General features: G+C 46.6%; 14 protein-coding genes and 3 pseudogenes. All 17 read left to right on the plus strand.

What is annotated here, in order from left to right:
• The first annotated feature begins 140 nt into the window (after positions 1-140).
• The 17 genes and pseudogenes from QMK20_RS11230 to QMK20_RS11320 all read left to right on the plus strand — a co-directional run bounded on the left by QMK20_RS11230 (position 141) and on the right by QMK20_RS11320 (position 16690).
• A complete protein-coding gene (locus QMK20_RS11230) occupies positions 141-410 on the plus strand; it encodes a glutaredoxin family protein (RefSeq protein ID WP_044645553.1) in 270 nt (89 codons plus the stop codon).
• Between the two features lie 132 nt (positions 411-542).
• Positions 543-1883 (plus strand): LLM class flavin-dependent oxidoreductase, encoded by a 1341-nt coding sequence (locus tag QMK20_RS11235; protein ID WP_283655761.1) that lies wholly within the window; start codon positions 543-545, stop codon positions 1881-1883.
• 17 nt (positions 1884-1900) lie between these two features.
• Complete coding sequence (ssuE, locus tag QMK20_RS11240) at positions 1901-2428, plus strand: NADPH-dependent FMN reductase (RefSeq protein ID WP_283655762.1); 528 nt, start codon at positions 1901-1903, stop codon at positions 2426-2428.
• Positions 2429-2540: 112 nt separating this feature from the next.
• Positions 2541-3428 (plus strand): LysR family transcriptional regulator, encoded by an 888-nt coding sequence (locus tag QMK20_RS11245; RefSeq protein ID WP_283655763.1) that lies wholly within the window; start codon positions 2541-2543, stop codon positions 3426-3428.
• Positions 3429-3677: 249 nt separating this feature from the next.
• Positions 3678-4538 (plus strand): transporter substrate-binding domain-containing protein, encoded by an 861-nt coding sequence (locus QMK20_RS11250; RefSeq protein WP_044645549.1) that lies wholly within the window; start codon positions 3678-3680, stop codon positions 4536-4538.
• 76 nt (positions 4539-4614) lie between these two features.
• Positions 4615-5391: an amino acid ABC transporter permease gene (locus QMK20_RS11255; RefSeq protein WP_283655764.1), complete on the plus strand. Its 777-nt coding sequence runs from the start codon at positions 4615-4617 to the stop codon at positions 5389-5391.
• The gene (locus tag QMK20_RS11260) at positions 5388-6098 is read left to right on the plus strand and encodes an amino acid ABC transporter permease (protein WP_283655765.1); all 711 of its coding nucleotides are present in this window, start codon (positions 5388-5390) and stop codon (positions 6096-6098) included. Before QMK20_RS11255 ends, QMK20_RS11260 begins: the two co-directional genes overlap by 4 nt.
• Complete coding sequence (locus QMK20_RS11265) at positions 6095-6847, plus strand: amino acid ABC transporter ATP-binding protein (RefSeq protein WP_283655766.1); 753 nt, start codon at positions 6095-6097, stop codon at positions 6845-6847. The genes QMK20_RS11260 and QMK20_RS11265 overlap by 4 nt, the downstream gene beginning before the upstream one ends.
• 15 nt (positions 6848-6862) lie before the next feature.
• The gene (locus QMK20_RS11270) at positions 6863-7879 is read left to right on the plus strand and encodes an LLM class flavin-dependent oxidoreductase (RefSeq protein WP_283655767.1); all 1017 of its coding nucleotides are present in this window, start codon (positions 6863-6865) and stop codon (positions 7877-7879) included.
• Positions 7880-7935: 56 nt separating this feature from the next.
• Positions 7936-9093, plus strand: coding sequence for an amidohydrolase (locus QMK20_RS11275; RefSeq protein WP_283655768.1), 1158 nt, complete (start codon positions 7936-7938; stop codon positions 9091-9093).
• 245 nt (positions 9094-9338) lie between these two features.
• Positions 9339-10049, plus strand: a complete 711-nt coding sequence (locus QMK20_RS11280; RefSeq protein ID WP_283655769.1) for a hypothetical protein — start codon at positions 9339-9341, stop codon at positions 10047-10049.
• Positions 10028-10273 (plus strand): hypothetical protein, encoded by a 246-nt coding sequence (locus QMK20_RS11285; protein ID WP_283655770.1) that lies wholly within the window; start codon positions 10028-10030, stop codon positions 10271-10273. Before QMK20_RS11280 ends, QMK20_RS11285 begins: the two co-directional genes overlap by 22 nt.
• Positions 10274-10645: 372 nt before the next feature.
• Positions 10646-12052 (plus strand): annotated as a pseudogene (locus QMK20_RS27365) (discoidin domain-containing protein).
• A 34-nt stretch (positions 12053-12086) separates the two neighbouring features.
• Positions 12087-13497: pseudogene (locus QMK20_RS27370) on the plus strand (discoidin domain-containing protein).
• A gap of 235 nt (positions 13498-13732) precedes the next feature.
• Positions 13733-14668: a winged helix-turn-helix domain-containing protein gene (locus QMK20_RS11310; protein WP_283655775.1), complete on the plus strand. Its 936-nt coding sequence runs from the start codon at positions 13733-13735 to the stop codon at positions 14666-14668.
• A gap of 236 nt (positions 14669-14904) precedes the next feature.
• Entirely contained in the window at positions 14905-15351 is a 447-nt protein-coding gene (locus tag QMK20_RS11315; protein WP_283655776.1) for a carbohydrate ABC transporter permease, read from the plus strand.
• 31 nt (positions 15352-15382) lie between these two features.
• Positions 15383-16690: pseudogene (locus tag QMK20_RS11320) on the plus strand (aminotransferase class I/II-fold pyridoxal phosphate-dependent enzyme).
• The last annotated feature ends 201 nt before the right edge of the window (positions 16691-16891 follow it).

The following is a 16891-nucleotide window of genomic DNA, read 5'->3' on the forward strand; positions in this document are numbered from 1 at the left end:
GCATTAAAATTTTCTATCGTTGCATTATCAATGTCTATTACACAGGCGATTGACGGAAAAGGGTGGGCAGGATACATTATAACTATAATTCTCATTTAATTCATCGGGATTATAAACATTAAGTTCACGGAGGTATGTATATGTCATCCAAACCTAAAGTTGTATTGTGGAGTAAAACAGGCTGTCATTTTTGTGGAGAGATCAAATCGTATCTGGAATCCCAAAATCAGCCTTATGAAAATATTCAGGTGGACGGAAATGATGCCCTGCGTGACGTACTGGAGACTAAATATGGTGTTCGCTTTGTCCCTGTTGTTGAGGTAGGCGGGGATAACAAATATGAGGCGCTGCTCAACCCGGATCTGGAAGAGCTTGGGAAAGTGCTGGAAAGTTACAGTCAAGCGGTATAAGTAACGAAAAAAGGTCTGTAGCTACGCTGCTTTGTACAAAAATAACTTATAAAAGAATGCAGGCATAGCTGCCTTGAAACAAATGATTAGCCGTTGGGTAACAATAATTTTCAAGAGAGGTGTGAACAGTTCATGGCTAAAGACAGACAAATCAAATTTGGTGCCATTATTCACGGTGTTGGAGGTAGCATGACAACTTGGCGTCACCCTGAAGTGCCTGCGGACGCGAGTGTTAATTTTGAATTTTATAAAACACAGGCGCAAAAGGCAGAGGAAGGCAAGTTTGACCTTGTTTTTATCGCAGACGGTTTGTTCATTAACGAGAAATCCATTCCTCACTTTCTGAACCGTTTTGAGCCGATTACGATTTTGTCCGCTTTGGCCGGGGTGACGAAGCATATCGGGCTGGTTGGCACGCTATCGACTTCCTACAGCGAACCGTTTACAGTAGCACGCCAGTTTTCTTCCATTGACCATATCAGCGGAGGGCGTGCAGGCTGGAATGTGGTGACTTCCCCGCTGGAAGGCTCCGCTCTTAACTTTAATAAAGGCGAGCATCCATCGCATCCACAGCGTTACAAAATTGCGGAGGAATATTTGCAGGTAACCAAAGGACTGTGGGATTCGTGGGAAGAGGATGCGTTCGTTCGTGATAAGGAATCCGGCGTGTTCTTTGACCCTGAAAAGCTGCATACTCTGAACCATAAAGGCGAGTTTTTTTCTGTGCAGGGTCCGTTGAACATTGGACGATCCAAGCAGGGGCAGCCGGTTATTTTCCAGGCAGGCTCCTCGGAGGATGGCAAAAATCTGGCCGCCAAGGAAGCAGATGCTGTATTTACGGGACATGAAACGCTGGAGGAAGCGCAGCAGTTTTACCGTGATGTGAAGGAACGGGCGGTACGCTATGGCAGATCCGAAGAGGATATTGTCATCTTGCCGGGCATTTCACCGATTATCGGTAGCACGACGGAAGAAGCAGAGCGTAAGTATGAGGAGATTACCAATTTAGTGACGATTGAGGCTGCGTTAAAATTTTTGGGCCGCTTCTTCGATCATCATGATTTCTCACAGTATCCGTTGGATGAGCCATTCCCAGAGCTTGATGGTATCGGCAGCAATTCCTTCCGTAGCGGCACCGATAAAATCAAACGGACGGCCAAAGAACAAAATCTGACGCTGCGCGAGGTGGCATTACGTTCGGCAACACCTAGAACTGCGTTTATCGGTACAGCTGAACAGGTAGCGGATCGGGTGCAGGAGTGGTTTGAAAGAAAAGGAGCAGATGGATTCATTATCGGTTCTGATGTACCGTCGGGTCTGCATGATTTCGTAAATCTGGTGGTGCCTATCTTGCAGGAGCGCGGCATTTACCGTCAGGATTATGAATTTAGCACATTGCGTGAAAACCTGGGTGTGCCGATTCCTGAGAACCGCTACACAGCAGCTAAATCTAAAGTGAAGATAGACGCATAACAGAAGGAGGGAAAAGCATGTCTAAGGTTGTCATCCTGTCAGGCAGTCCGTCTACACAATCCCGTCTATACGGCTTGATTAACTATACGACCGAGCAATTGCAGCAGGCTGGAGCGGAGGTCATATTGCTGAATGTGGTCGACTTGCCAGCCGAGGATCTGGTGAGGGCTAACTTTAACAGTCCCGATATTACAGCAGCTCTTGCGTTGATTGCAGCAGCAGACGCCATTATCGTGGCTTCTCCCGTGTACAAAGCCGCCTATTCCGGCTTGTTGAAGATATTTTTGGATTTGGTGCCGCAGGAGGGGCTGCGAGGTAAGCCCGTACTTCCTTTATTTATCGGAGGCACGCTGGCTCACCTGCTGGTCATTGATTACGCTTTGAAGCCAGTGCTTAACGCGTTGGGAGGAAGACATATTCTCGGCGGTGTGTATGCGGTAGATCAGTGGGTTGAACGCTTGCCAGATGGAGCATACGGGCTGTCGGAGGAACTGGTTTCACGGCTGGATCGCTCTGTAAAAGAGCTGACGGAGCTATTAAAGTAATAAATATTTTCAATTTTTACATTGACAGGGCGTTCAGTGAGTTTTATGATACAAAAAAACCAAGTTAGCGCATTGGATAAAATGTATTTGAAACTCACTGGGGGACTTGTGTATGAATATCGAGAATATGGAAGCCTTTGTATACGTGAATCATTATGGCAGTTTTAACAAGGCGGCAGATGCGTTGTTCTTATCACAGCCCTCTGTCACAGCCCGGATCCAGACGCTGGAGCGCGAGCTGGAATGCAAGCTGTTCGACCGCCAAAGCAAGCAAACCATTTTGACGGAGGATGGACGAAAGTTTCTTCCTTATGCGGAGCAAATGCTTCAAGTGCTGCAAAAAGGGAAGCAAAAGCTTCAACAGCGCAAAAAAACTCCTCAGCAAATTCGAATCGGCTGCACGATATCGGTGTCGAACTATATCATTCCTGAGATATTAAAGCAGCTCCGCGCTCGTTATCCGGAGATTAACTACAAAATTGTGACGGCTACGACGGATCAACTGGTACATAAGCTGTTGAACCGTGAGGTAGACATTAGTTTTGTCCGTAAAGTGATGCATCCGGCCATTCGTACGCTTGCTTTTTATGAAGATCCCATTTCCCTGTATGTATACGACGGTCATCCGTTTATGAAGACTGGAAAGGCCAGCATACAGGATATTCAGCATGAAACGCTGGTGTTTTTTGAATGCGGATCATTGGACTGGATGAGGATTCATCGGTCTTTTGAATCACTGGAGCAACCGCCGGATATTGCCTTTCAGGTAGATAATGTGGTTACAGCCAAGAAGCTGGTGCTGGAAGAAGCGGGGATTGCCTTTTTGCCGGACGTTTGTGTGAACCGTGAGGTGAAGGATAAAAAACTGTTCCGCATTCATGTACCAGAGGTAGCCGGGGTGTCCATGCAGATTAGCATTGTGGCGACCAAAGAAGACTGTGCGGTGAGCTCGGATTTTGCAGATGCATTGACAGAAGGCTTTCGGGGGGCTGTTTTGTAAACCGTTTTTTGCAAATGTGAGGAGCTTGCAAAAATCCAGAATGTATGAAATGTTCTTTTCAAATATGCTTTTGATTTTTCAATGGTGTTATAGAAATGTTCTATTGCCTGGTGGATTGACGTAAATGAGCGCAGGTGTTAAATTAGTCACATCCTAAAACCGATTAAACTCATAGGAATTATTAATTAATGTGGCAGCTGCCATGTATGTCGCAAACTGCTGATATACAAAGAGACGAGGGGGATTCATATGAAAAAGTGGTTTGCAATGTTATCCGTTATGGCGATTATTCTGGTGTTGGCAGGCTGCGGCTCCTCTGATAATGCGTCTAACGCGTCTGGCGCGTCCGGTTCGAACGGAGACGTGAAAAAAATTATTGTAGGTACAGGCACTCAATTTAAAAATGTATGCTTTATTGACGAAAATGGAAATTTAACAGGCTTTGACGTTGAGCTGATCAAGGAGCTGGACAAGCGCCTGCCTCAATACGAATTTGAATTCAAAACGATGGACTTCGGCAATCTGCTGCTGAGTCTGGATGCCGGTAAAATTGATCTGGTATCGCATCAAATGGAAAAAAACCCGGAGCGTGAAGAGAAGTATCTGTTCAACAAAAATCCGTACAGTATTTTCCTGAACAGAGTCGCTGTAGCGAAGGATAACAATACCATTCAATCGATTGATGATCTGAAAGGCAAAAAGATACTTACCAGTCCGACCAGTAATGCGGCATATGTATTGAAGGAATACAACAAAACACACGGGGATGCCCTGAACATTGTTTATACAAGCGGTGCAGCCAATGATACGGTGCAACAGATTACGAGCGGCCGTATAGATGCTACCATTACGACAGACTTTGCGAACCGCTTTAACACCGATGAAAAAGGAGAAGTAGCCCTGAAAACCGTCGGTGATCCTTTGACTCAATCGGATGTATTGTATGTACTGAACAAAAATGAGCAAGGATTGGCAGATGATCTGGATAAAGCTATTCAGGAAGTGAAGGACGACGGTACATTGTCGAAGCTGAGCATCAAATGGCTTGGAGAAGATTTCACGAAGTCTCTGGATGATGTGAAAAAAGAAGGCACAAGCAGCAAGAAATAGGATAAGCTTGAATATTTCAGCGGTCAGGGTACCCCGTGTATTCTGACCGCTGATGTATAGGAAAGGAGGCAGGCATATGAGCAGAGAGTTTAATATCGATTATGTTTTTAGCTTTATCCCGAAAATGCTGTCTTATTTACACATCACATTGTTTATTGTGGCTAGCTCGCTTTTGTTAGGACTAATCATCGGCCTGCTGGTTGCGCTGCCTCGTATGTATAATATTCCTTTTCTCAAACGTGTCTCTCAGGTGTATGTTTCATTTTTTCGTGGAACACCTATTCTGATCCAGCTCTTTCTGGTGTATTACGGCTTGCCTGAGCTGCTGAAGCTGGTGAATATCAATTCCTCCAGATGGGATGTGTTGTGGTTTGCCGTAGCGACCTATGCGCTAAACAGCGGGGCCTTTATTTCCGAGATTATCCGATCGGGTGTAGAGGCGGTAGATCGGGGACAAATCGAGGCAGCACAGTCCGTCGGCATGTCAGGCTATCAGACTTTTACACGTATCATATTGCCGCAAGCGCTGGCTGTTGTGGTTCCGGTATTTTCCAATCTGGTGATCGCCAATTTGAAGGATACTTCGCTGGCGTTTACCATCGGAGCTATGGAGATGACGGGGAAATCGCAGACACTGGGTGCGGCTACCCAGCATTTTGTTGAAACCTATATCGCGTTGTCTCTTATTTATCTGGTGGTCAGCCTGATTTTGCAAAAACTGTTCAAGGTACTGGAAAATACGCTTCTCAAGCATGAGCATCGGGACACAGTCCAAAGCGAGCCCAAGAAACGAAAAAGTTTTGTGGTGCGTTATCTGAACCCCCGTCTTAGTAAAGGAGGCAAGAGCATATGAGTCTGGATTTTGGATTTATATATACGGCCTTTCTGGGGTTGTTCTCGGCGTTGCCCAACACGTTAATCATTACGGTGGTCTCCGTACTGGCGGGACTGGTCATCGGAATTATAACGGCTCTGGCCCGAATTTATAAGGTGCCTGTGTTGTCCCAGATTTCCCATGGCTACGTTACCTTTATCCGTGGTACGCCGATGCTGATGCATTTGCTGCTTATTTATTTCAGTTTACCTTTGTTCATTGATGCGGGAGCCAGGCATTTTGGCTGGTCGTTTCATTCTAAAGATGTTCCCTATATGGTATTTGCACTCATTTCGTTCTCGATTACAAGTGGCGCGTATATGTCCGAGGTGGTCCGTTCCGGGATTCAATCCGTAAACCGGGGGCAAATCGAAGCAGCCTATGCAGTCGGGATGACGACGTGGCAGGTGCTGCGGCGTATCGTGTTTCCACAGGCGTTCGTGGTCAGTCTGCCGAACCTGACGAATTCTGTTATTGGGATGCTTCATGGCTCTACGCTGGCCTTTACAGTTTCCGTCACGGAAATCCAGGCTCAGGCTGAAATTTTAGCATCTACAAACTGGAAGTACCTGGAGGTTTATATCGCGGCAGCACTGATTTTCTGGGGTTTGACGGTGCTGATTGAACGAATTTCCGGCTTGGTGGAGAAAAAAATCAATGTGTTTAATGGGGGTAGAGCATCATGATCCGTCTGCAAAATATAACGAAATCGTTCGGCAAGCACGAGGTGCTCAAAGGCATTGATTTAACTGTGAATAAGGGAGAGGTCGTTGTCATTCTCGGACCGAGCGGCTCGGGGAAAACGACGTTGCTGCGCTGCATCAATTATCTGGAAAAGCCGAATGACGGGGAGGTCAGCATTGGAGATTTTACGGTAAACTGCAAGCGACCTGCGAAGAAAGATGTTTTGGCTCTACGCCAAAAAACGGCCATGGTCTTCCAGCAATACAATCTGTTCAAGCATAAAACGGCGTTGGAAAACGTGATGGAAGGGCTTGTCGTCGTCCGCAAGGTGAAGCAGGAGGAAGCGAAGAAGATCAGTATCGAAGTGCTCGAAAAGGTCGGTCTGAGCGAAAAACTGAATCATTATCCGAGTCAGCTATCCGGCGGGCAGCAGCAGCGTGTCGGTATTGCGCGTGCATTGGCGCTGAACCCGGAAGTGATTTTGTTCGATGAGCCGACCTCGGCGCTAGATCCTGAACTGGTGGGAGAGGTGCTGTCAGTTATTCGCAAGATCGCGAAGGAAGGCATTACGATGATTGTCGTCACGCATGAGATGGGCTTTGCGCGGGATGTTTCCAATCACGTGGTATTTATGGATGATGGCCACATTATCGAAGAAGGCAGCCCGGACGACATTTTCAATCGTCCCCAAGAGGAACGCACGAAGCAATTTCTGAAACGGATTACACCGGAATATAACTATTCAATTTAGACGGGAGAGGGAGACATGAGTATTAAAATCGGAGTATTGGATCAAAGCCCTATACACGAGGGGGAAACGGCGGCACAGGCGCTTCGAAACACGATTAAGCTGGCGCAGCGTATAGATGAGCTGGGATTTTCACGCTTTTGGGTATCGGAGCATCATGATTCCGAGCAGGTTGCAGGCTCTTCGCCGGAGGTACTCATTTCTCATCTGCTGGCACGCACCGAGCGTATTAAAATCGGTTCTGGCGGAGTTATGCTTCAGCATTATAGTTCTTATAAAGTGGCCGAAAATTTCAATGTACTGGCGTCTCTTGCACCGGGTCGCGTAGATTTGGGCATTGGACGTGCGCCGGGCGGTCTACCGAAATCCACACAGGCGTTACAACGCAACGTGCATGATGCGCCTTCTCTTGAAGAAAAGATTGATGAAGTGAGCAGCTATATTCATAATATTCTGTCCGAAGAGGGACCGCTAGCAGGGCTACAGGCTAATCCGATTCCGGAAACACCAGCGGATATTTACGTTTTGGGTACAAGTACAGACAGTGCTGGAATTGCTGCACGTTCCGGGTTGCCCTACGTCTTCTCGCAATTTATCAACAGTAACGAACAGGTTGCACTGGATGCATTCCGCACGTATCGGGAGTCCTTTGACTATAGTCATGGACGTGAGCCGAAGGCACTTTTTGCGCTGGCGGTCATCGTAGCGGATACTTCCGAGGAAGCTGCGGAGTTGGCAGGTGAGCACAAGCTGTACAAAATTCATCTGGCCAGTGGCAAAACGGCTACGGTGGGCACGCTGGAAAGTGCAGAGGAGTTCGGTAAGCAATCGGGTGAAGAATATACGATTGAAGTTACACAAGCGCAAATTAACAAGGGAAATAAAGAGGAAATCTATGCTACTTTGACGGAAATTCAAGCTAAATATCAGGCTGATGAGCTGATCGTAACGACAGGAATACGGGATATCGGAAAGCGCGTCCGCTCATTTGAGCTGCTGCATGAAGCTTTTGCTGGTCTGCCTGTACAGTCCTAGGTGTTGTTGGCTTGAGAAAGTTGTAACCATTTTGGATTTACGAAGGAGGAATAGGGATGAGTGGATCAACCGGGACGAAGGAGCAGGTTTTGGAGCAGAAGCTGGTAGACATTCGTCGCCATCTTCACCAGAATCCCGAGCTGTCTAACGAGGAGGTTGAAACTACCGCCTATATCCGTCGTCTGTTGGAAGAACAGAACATAACCATTCTTGATGTGCCGCTGCGCACCGGACTGGTGGCGGAAATCGGCGGGCAGCAGGAGGGGCCGATTGTGGCACTTCGCGCGGACATTGATGCGTTGCCGATTCAGGAGGAGACAGGCTTGCCCTATGCTTCACTGCATCCGGGCAAGATGCATGCCTGTGGGCATGATTTTCATACGGCATCCCTCTTCGGAGCTGCCGTATTGTTAAAAGAGCGGGAGCAGGAGTTGAAAGGCACGGTTCGCCTTGTGTTTCAGCCAGCGGAGGAAAAGGCCAAGGGCGCAGCCCAAGTGCTGGACAGCGGTGTGCTGGCAGATGTGCAAGCTATATTCGGCCTGCATAACAAGCCGGACCTGCCTGTAGGGACGGTCGGCATTAAGGAAGGCCCGCTGATGGCGGCGGCAGACGGCTTTTACATCGAGGTAGAGGGCCTGAGCACGCATGCGGCGGTGCCGCAAGCAGGGATTGACCCGATCGTCGTGTCGTCGCACATTATCACGGCGCTGCAATCCATCGTAAGCCGGAGCGTCAACCCGCTGGACAGCGCGGTGATTAGCGTGACGAAGCTGCACAGCGGCAACGCCTGGAACATCATTCCGGACCGTGCCCATCTGGACGGCACGATCCGGACGTTCGACGAGAACGTGCGCGCACAGGTGGCTGAACGCTTCGAGCAGGTCGTAAAGGGCGTGGCCGATGCTTTTGGCACAAAAGCGAATATCCGCTGGATCGAAGGACCGCCACCTGTACTGAATGACGGCAAGCTGGCCGTCATCGCGGAGCAAGCGGCCCAAGCGGCCGGTCTGGAGGTCGTTCGCCCCGTGCCTTCCTCGGCGAGCGAGGATTTCGGGCTTTATCAGAAGAGCATCCCCGGTGTGTTCGTCTTTGTCGGCACTTCGGGGAGTCAGGAATGGCATCATCCAGCCTTCGATCTGGACGAACGCGCGTTGCCGGGAACGGCGAAGCTGCTGGCTTCACTGGCAGAATCGGCATTAGTATCCATAGAGTAGAGGTGTGAGTCTACTCTTTCAATGCTAGACCCCTTCTTATGTAGAGAAGGGGTTTTTAATTTGTCAAACGATCAAAAGAATTACCTTTTTCTAAATTATAAAGGAAAATATTGACGGCATATCATCCTAATGATAATATAAAATTGTAATTTTTTTCAAAACAAAAGAAAGGGGGAGAGATAAGAGATTTCGATTGCTATTTTATGAATACAACAATCAAATAAAATGATATGGAGGTTAAAGAAATGCCGAAGAAAAAAGGAATGATCATGGCTTCTTTTTCATTGGTAGTGGCTGCTTCTTTACTGGTTGGCGGGGCTAATGTTGGTGCAGTAGCCTCTAATTTGGAAAGCACTTCTGAAATAGAGTCCACGAGTGTTAGCTTGGCTGCTACGGATATACCTGCAAAATTTAAGCCATCCGTAGAATGGGTTTGGAAGAATAGAATCGTCAAAGAAGGCTCGACCAACCGTAAAAATTTGATTTTTGATCAAATATATGCAGGAAAAGGGACGCTAAATTATGTGGTGCGCTGGCAATCTACCAAAAATCTCACGCTTCAGCAACGTAAGGATATGGCTTCCATGCTGAGCCGCCAAGTCAATAATTGGAATAAGCAGTTGAAAGGGTATGATGGCTGGCCTTATGACAATATTACAGTAAAAATAGTAGGCTGGGCCGTTGCAAATCCGTCTCAGATTCTTAACAAACAATCAAGTGAAATCGTTTACACTGACACGATTACAGATGATTTAAGCAAAACGAACCCGAATATCCCTGCTAAACTTCCAGTTGCTCCTGATGCGCTTTCCAGATTTGAGCATTTTACAGATCCAAACTATGCTTATCCGGGGGGTTGGACAAGCGGTTTGATATGTATTTATGGGGGACAGCCAATTTTCAAGGTGGAGCCGGTGGTGACTGGGGACAACGCATGCCCGATGATTATATCCTGAGCACCCTGAACTCTGATGAAGTTCATATTACGGAGCATGAGATGGGGCATGGATTCGGCTTGCCTGATTTCTATGAAGAAAATGATCGTCCGCCTGGTGGATTCCCTACACCAACTATTATGTGGGCCGGAAATTCTTCCAAGATAACAGAGTGGGATACCTGGATGTTGCGTTATACCTGGAGCCAGGTCAAGAAGGATACCTCTCGTTTTCCTACCCGATAAAAGATACGTAGAATAGTGCAAAAAAAGCTGATGAATAGGACCGTTTCTTCCAAAATCAAATTCTGTGATGGAATTGATTTTAGTGGAGAAGCGGTTTTTTCATTTCACAAAATACCAGTTTTTTGCACATGAAGGGGCGAATTCGTTCCAATATGATCTCAAAATACCTAATTTAATTCATTAAGGAAAATATTGACGATGCAATAATCCAGTGATAATATGATTTGTGATTATTTACAAAAAACGACAAGGAGGATTGATAGATTATCGTTGATCTCATAGATCAATACATAAACACGAAAAAGAGGTGATTGAATTAATCGTTTCAGGAGAACTACCGTAATTATATTAAAGAGTTATGGAGGTATATGTATGTTGAATAGAAAAGGCATGATGATGGCTTCTTTTTCAGCGGTGATCGCCAGTTCATTGCTGATGGGAAATGCTACGATCATGTCTGCGGCTTCTTCAGAAAATGGGAGTGTAGCGGTTGCAGCAACGGGTGATTCGACATTGGCTGATATGCCTGCTTATCTCAAATCATCTGTGGAATGGGTTTGGAAGAATAGAATGTTGACCGAAGGCTCGACGGCTCGTAACAACACGATTTTTGATCAAATCCATGCGGGAAAGGGTACATTGAATTACGTCGTACGCTGGCAATCTTCTAAACCCGTTACGCTACAACAACGTCAAGATATTGCCAGAATGCTAGGTCGTCAGATGAATCATTGGACGGAGCACCTCAAAGGATATGATGGCTAGCCCTATCAGGATATTAAAGTAAAAGTAGTAGGCTGGGCCGTTGCTGATCCTTCACTATTACTGGACAAGCAACCTGACGAGGTCGTTTATACGGATACGACTACAGACGAGTTAGCTTCCGAAAAACCGGAAATTCCTGCTGTACTCCCGGTTGCGCCTGAAGCTTTGTCCAGATATGAGCATTATTGGGATCCACGCTATTCTTATCCTGGTGGATATGATAAACACTTTGATATGTATTTGTGGGTTACCGAAAATTTTGTAGGAGGAACCGGTCAGGATTGGGGTCAACGTGTGAATGATGATTACCTTTTTAGCACATTGAATTTGGACGAGATCGAAATCACGGAACATGAAATTGGACATGGTTTTGGCTTAACTGATTTTTATGAAGAACACGAGCGTCCACCGGGCGGCTTCCCAACGAACACCATTATGTGGGCTGGTGATTCCGATCATATCACCGACTGGGATATTTGGATGCTGCGGTATACCTGGAGTCAGCTCAAAAAAGATACGTCTCGTTTCCCAAACACGACTAAAGGTGACGAGGGTCCTATCGAAACATCACCCGATGAAATCGTGAACATTGGGCCTGCTGCAACGGACAGCACTTCTTATACTTCACCTTGGGAAAATGTGAGCGCACTCAATGACGGCTTTGATCCAACCAGCTCCAATGACCGAAGTCATGCTGTGTACGGAAACTGGCCTGAGGTGGGAACACAATGGGTTCAATATGATTTTGATCAAGAACATACGGTATCTCAAATGGATATATATTGGTTCAAGGATGGCTCCGGCATCGATGTTCCCAAGTCTTACAAGATTAAGTATTGGAACGGTCAAGGCTGGTCTAATGTCAAGCAGGCCAAAGGATTGGGTACTGCGGCAGATCAATATAATACCACCACTTTTACGCCTGTAAAAACAACGAAATTAAGAATTGAAATGGTATCCAAAGGTTCTGCATCCACGGGAATTTTAGAGTGGAAAGTAGCAGCTAATCAATAAGTAATATTTTGAATTAATTATGGAGGGGAAACGAATGTTGAAGAAAAAAGGAATGATGGCGGCTTCTTTTTCTGTGGTGATTGCTAGTTCATTACTGATGGGAAATGCTAGTTTTGTATCAGCGGATGCGCATATGAATGGGAGTGCCGTGGTTGCGGCAACAAGTAATACGACATTGGCGGACATGCCAGCTTATCTCAAATCATCGGTGGAGTGGGTTTGGAAGAATAGAATGCTGACTGAAGGCTCGACTAACCGCAAAAATTTGATTTTTGATCAAATTTTTGCGGGAAAAGGAACTCTAAATTATGTAGTGCGTTGGCAATCTTCTAAGCCAGTTACGCTTCAACAGCGTCAAGATATTGCTAGAATGCTAGATCGTCAGATGAATCATTGGACGGAGCATCTCCAGGGATATGATGGATGGCCCTATAAGGATATTAAAGTTAAAGTGGTAGGCTGGGCTGTTGCTAATCCTTCACTGCTGCTGGACAAGCAGCCTGATGAGGTTGTTTATACGGATACTATTGCAGATGGATTAGCTTCTGAACAACCAGGAATTCCTGCTGCACTTCCCGTTGCGCCTAATGAAATATCCAGATTTGAGCATTTTTCAGACCCCAACTATTCGTATCCGGGTGGATTGGATAAACGCTTTGATATGTATCTTTGGGCTACAGAAAATTTCGGTGGGGGGAGCCGGCGGCGACTGGGGACAGCGTATGAATGATGAATACGTTCTGAGTACGGTGAACGCTGATGAGATTGAGATTACTGAACATGAGATTGGACATGGCTTTGGATTAAACGATTTCTATGAAGAACACGAGCGTCCACCGGGTGGCTTCCCAACAAACACGATTATGTGGGCTGGAAATTCCGATCATATCACCGACTGGGATGTTTGGATGCTGCGTTATACCTGGAGTCAAATCAAAAAGGATACGTCTCGTTTCCCAACCACGACTAAAGACGACGAGGGTCCAATTGAAACAGATCCTAATGAAATCGTGAACATTGCGCCTGCGGCAACAGCTAGCAGCTCTTATACTTCATCCTGGGAAAATATAAGCGCGCTAAATGATGGATTTGAACCTGCCAATTCCAACGATAGAAGTCATGCCGTGTATGGCAACTGGCCTGAAACGGGAACGCAATGGGTTCAATACGATTTTGATCAAGAACATACGGTATCTCAAACGGATGTCTATTGGTTCAAAGATGGCGCTGGCATTGATGTTCCCAAGTCTTACAAGATTAAGTATTGGAACGGTCAAGGCTGGTCTAATATCAAGCAGGCCAAAGGATTGGGAACTGTGGTAGATCAATATAATACGACCACTTTTACGCCTGTAAAAACAACGAAATTAAGAATTGAAATGGTATCCAAAGGTTCCGCATCTACCGGAATTCTGGAGTGGAAAGTAGCAGCTATCAATAAATAACTCAATAAAGTTCGGCTTATGCTAAATAAGGTTGTCTCTTGCGATATTGCGGGAGACAGCCTTTTTATAATTCATAGCTGGAACAACTGGAGTCTGATCCTATCAGGCTTTTTTTGTATCTTGATTATGGCGCTTGTTTCGTTCATATTTGTATGCAAGGATCACTGGGAATGAACGGATGTACAATAATATGTATAATGAACGTCAGACATGAATGAAAAGAGGACGGAAAGCGATGACCTACGACGTGAAAGCCCCTTACGATGTACATATGGGATTTGGACCGGTGTTTGAACTGCTGAGCAGTTTGCATACCTTTATTTGCCGCAAGGCATACAAGAAGACGGATTTGTCATCCGCGTGGGCCGAGCAGGTGCGTGACAAGCTGTCTCCAGATCTGTCCGGGCTGCTGGGATCTATGGAAATCAATGCAGATTGGAAGGTCATATACGGGATCGTCTGTATGCTTTCCGATGAAGGGGGCATTGACGAGGTTGTAGATCGTCTGGAGAGCCGGACAGCGCTGGAGCTAAATGAACAGGCATTAGCCTACGGTATTCCGTTGCTTGACGATATGGAGAAGCTTCGCAGTCTTGCTTTACGGTTGCTATCTGGTTGGTATGAGGAATACTTTCGCTATGCGGACGCTAACATTCTGATTGGGCTGGGACAGGAAGCCGAGCAGAGAAATAAGGAGAAGGGTACCTATAGCACTATGGAATGGGTGGATCGTATAACCAATGGCTTCCGGTTTGAGCCTTCCGATGGGCTGACGCGGGTACTGCTGGTACCGCAATACCATTTTCAGCCGCTTAATATCATTTATCGGTTTGGATCGCTTCTGTTGTGTCATTATTCGGCGGGAATTTATTTTCAGGAAGACGACTTTTTATCCCCACAGGAATACCGGATGATCCGGAGCTTGGGGGAGAAAAGCAGGCTTAAGATTTTAAAATATTTGTACCAAAGCCAGACACCGCGCACCTTTATTGAAATTGTCCGTCACCTTCAGCTATCGAAGGGCATCACGCACGATCATATTTTCAAGCTTCGTGCCTCTGGTTTCATCCATGCTCATTTTGATGGCGAAACATTGCTCGGTTACAGCGCACGGCTTTCGGCTGTGAATGAAATGCATAGCAGCATCCTTGGCTATATGGAGCGTAATTAAGCTGCGCCAACTGGCAGGACTTTAATACTTTAAACGAATAGACGCCGGTCGCCTGGAGATGGAATCCAGATGATCCGGCGTTTTTTTGATTCAATCCGAAATTCTCCACGCTCGTATTGCTGCCCCTTGCATTTGCATTCGTGTCCTCGTTCCGGCCGCTGGACGATATATTCAAGTTCATCTCTCCAATTACCTGGAGGACGTTTATTCCTACTCATGTTACAGGTGAAGCTTATGTGAGCCTGTTTACCGAAAGAGGGTTTGGGCGAACGCTGTTTAACAGCTTCTTTACCGCAATGGCCGAGATGCTATTCGGGTTACTAGTAGGCTCGATGGCAGCCTTTGCCTTTGCTTTCTTCCAGTTTAGAGGGGAAAATGCAATGTTTGTGCTGGTGCTCATCACGTTTATGATTCCGTTCGAAATGATTGCCATTCCCCTATACAGTCTGGTGGATCAACTGGGCTGGATGGACTCCTATACCGCCATCATCGTACCGGGGATTGAGAACGGATTGGTTATTTTTCTGTACAGGCAGTTTTTTATGGAGCTGTCTCCTTCGCTAACGGAAGCGGCCCGTCTGGATGGAGCCTCCTGGTTCCGCATTTATACGAAGATCATTATGCCGCTCTGCAAGCCTGTCACGCTCAGTGCAGGGCTGTCAGGCAGCGGCTTGAAGGAATGAAGTTGAATATGAATGAGAGAGGATGAACCCGATGAATACAATCGCCCAACAGCTAAATGAAGTGCTGCTTGCTGAAAACAAGCATGTATATGATATGTTGTCCCGTTTGGGAAGACAGATTTACTATGTTAAGGAGGGGATTCTGAGTCAGTCCGGCGAAGCCAAAGCCAAAGCGCATAAATATAACGCCACATTAGGGACAGCCGTCGAAAATGGGCAGCCCATGCATCTCAAAGTCATTCAGGATACACTCAGCCATTATGCGCCCAAGGATATTTATGAATATGCCCCTACGGCGGGCAAACCGGAGCTGCGCAGGCTTTGGCGGGAAAAAATGTTTCGTGAAAACCCGTCGCTGGGGGGCAAAAAGGTCGGGACACCGATTGTGACAACGGGGTTGACGCACGGTCTGAGTATCGTGGCAGATTTGTTCGCCGGAACGGATGATCCTGTCATCGTACCAGATCAAATCTGGGAAAACTACGAGATTACGTTTGGTGTCAGACGAGAAAGCCGCATGGTGGAATATGCCGCTTTCAATGAGCAGCACCAATATAATGTGGAAGGGCTGCGTCAAGCCATTTTACAACAGAAGGATGCGGGGAAGGCCATTGTTGTGCTGAATTTCCCTAACAATCCGACAGGCTACACTTCCGGCATAGAGGAAGGGGAGCAGATTATCGGCGCTCTTCTTGAGGGGGCAGAGGCTGGAATCCATATCGTAGTTCTGGTGGATGATGCTTATTTTGGCTTGTTTTATGGGTCCTCGCTGCGGGAATCGTTATTTGCCCGTCTGGTTGGTGTCCACAGCCGTATTTTGCCCATTCGCATCGATGGAGCCACTAAGGAAGAATACGTTACGGGTCTGCGCGTCGGATTTCTGACCTTTGGTGCGGATAATGAACAGGTGCTGGAGGCACTGGAGCAAAAGGCACTGGGAATGATCCGTTCTACCATTTCGAGCAGTCCGCATCCATCACAGAGCTTTGTTCTGCATGCGCTGCAATCCCCGGATTATGAGGTGCAGAAAAGCGAAAAGACTCAGATCATCAAAGAACGTGCGCATAAGGCTATGGCGGTGCTGGAGAGTGGGAAATATCCATGATGTCTGGGAGCCATACCCGTTTAATTCAGGTTACTTTGTATGTCTCAAGCTCAAAACCGTACATCCGGAATTGCTGCGTGTCCACCTGCTAGATGCCTACGGGGTAGGGACTATTGCGCTAATGATACGGATCTCAGATTAGCTATTCCCTGTATAGAAGCCGACCAATGGGAGGACTTGCTCGCTATGATATACTCAGGTATTCAGGAGCTTCAGCAGCAACATGCACGATAATTCATACTTGGTGGCTTTTGACATCTCTTTAGTCAAGTAAAAGTTAAGGTTTGCGTCGGGTCGATTTTCTTTATGAAAACGATTCGACGCTTTTTTTTGTCTAAAACCAAAAAAAAGCGAGTTCTCCCTTTACAGAACCGTATTAGATTCCTATAATGAGATTTATCTTACTAATTACAACTTGTTTGATCGGAATTTAAC

It is taken from the genome of Paenibacillus sp. RC334, from assembly GCF_030034735.1.
In the GTDB taxonomy this organism is placed as follows: Bacteria; Bacillota; Bacilli; order Paenibacillales; family Paenibacillaceae; genus Paenibacillus; species Paenibacillus terrae_A.

Excerpts from the sequence above, each read along its gene's own strand:
- QMK20_RS11230 (WP_044645553.1), top strand. The coding sequence starts at position 141 with ATGTCATCCAAACCTAAAGTTGTATTGTGGAGTAAAACAGGCTGTCAT.
- QMK20_RS11235 (WP_283655761.1), top strand. The coding sequence starts at position 543 with ATGGCTAAAGACAGACAAATCAAATTTGGTGCCATTATTCACGGTGTT.
- ssuE (WP_283655762.1), top strand. The coding sequence starts at position 1,901 with ATGTCTAAGGTTGTCATCCTGTCAGGCAGTCCGTCTACACAATCCCGT.
- QMK20_RS11245 (WP_283655763.1), top strand. The coding sequence starts at position 2,541 with ATGAATATCGAGAATATGGAAGCCTTTGTATACGTGAATCATTATGGC.
- QMK20_RS11250 (WP_044645549.1), top strand. The coding sequence starts at position 3,678 with ATGAAAAAGTGGTTTGCAATGTTATCCGTTATGGCGATTATTCTGGTG.
- QMK20_RS11255 (WP_283655764.1), top strand. The coding sequence starts at position 4,615 with ATGAGCAGAGAGTTTAATATCGATTATGTTTTTAGCTTTATCCCGAAA.
- QMK20_RS11260 (WP_283655765.1), top strand. The coding sequence starts at position 5,388 with ATGAGTCTGGATTTTGGATTTATATATACGGCCTTTCTGGGGTTGTTC.
- QMK20_RS11265 (WP_283655766.1), top strand. The coding sequence starts at position 6,095 with ATGATCCGTCTGCAAAATATAACGAAATCGTTCGGCAAGCACGAGGTG.
- QMK20_RS11270 (WP_283655767.1), top strand. The coding sequence starts at position 6,863 with ATGAGTATTAAAATCGGAGTATTGGATCAAAGCCCTATACACGAGGGG.
- QMK20_RS11275 (WP_283655768.1), top strand. The coding sequence starts at position 7,936 with ATGAGTGGATCAACCGGGACGAAGGAGCAGGTTTTGGAGCAGAAGCTG.
- QMK20_RS11280 (WP_283655769.1), top strand. The coding sequence starts at position 9,339 with ATGCCGAAGAAAAAAGGAATGATCATGGCTTCTTTTTCATTGGTAGTG.
- QMK20_RS11285 (WP_283655770.1), top strand. The coding sequence starts at position 10,028 with ATGCCCGATGATTATATCCTGAGCACCCTGAACTCTGATGAAGTTCAT.
- QMK20_RS11310 (WP_283655775.1), top strand. The coding sequence starts at position 13,733 with ATGACCTACGACGTGAAAGCCCCTTACGATGTACATATGGGATTTGGA.